The organism is Polaromonas sp. P1_G4, from assembly GCF_056405475.1.
This window is the reverse complement of sequence record NZ_JBFUCA010001010.1, coordinates 1-679: the sequence shown is the minus strand read 5'-3', so window position 1 is coordinate 679 and position 679 is coordinate 1. Positions and strand designations below refer to the sequence as shown.

2 protein-coding genes are annotated in these 679 nt (G+C 52.4%); both read right to left on the bottom strand.

Going from position 1 to position 679, the window contains the following annotated elements:
• The coding region (locus tag AC1D1X_RS25075) for a hypothetical protein (RefSeq protein ID WP_477699600.1) at positions 1-384 on the bottom strand (384 nt) is incomplete at its 3' end.
• A gap of 9 nt (positions 385-393) precedes the next feature.
• Positions 394-679 (bottom strand): hypothetical protein (locus AC1D1X_RS25070; RefSeq protein WP_477699599.1); only part of this gene is annotated, 286 nt, incomplete at its 5' end.

The window sequence follows — 679 nt, the reverse complement described above, 5'->3', positions numbered from 1 at the left end:
CCATAATTGTGTAGCAACGAACATGTCATCCGTCTCACGAAGAGTTCCAGCTCTGAACGCCCGTTCGATATTGACGATTTGCTCTGCGAGGGCAATGCACCATTCCTTCGCAAATTCAACCTCGTCTCGCAGCACCGAATGCTTGTGCCCGAAATTCAATGCATTGCAAACCTCATTCCACCAGCGTTGAATTTTCACCAATTCACTTCGCGCGACCTCATTTGATGGGCGCACACCATCGATAACGCCCCAGTGCAGTGAACGGACAGCTTCACCCCGCAACTCTTCTTTAGCTCGACCCTCCTCGTAGTGCTTACTACACAAGCCACCAAGGTGCCAAATCTCATTACAGTGCGGATAGCGGCAAGTGGATTTATTTTTCATAGCCACCTACTATTGTTGAGGGCAACCAAGCCGCTGCTGCTCTGATTGAATTGCGAGCGTCCTCTGCCGATCCGGTCCGACAACTTCAGGTGCCTGGTACTGCCAGTTGGAGTATCGACTCCAAATCTTGTCACGTTCAAGTTTCAAAGCAGCACATCTAGTCGCCTTATCGCTCTGTGTCACATCTTGGGTAGCCTGCGCATTTGCTGCCCCACGCTGCGCCTCCGCAATCTGAACCTGCTGYTCCCAAGGCATACCGGCTGGCACGTTCGCGATGCGGTCAACATGTGCGTTC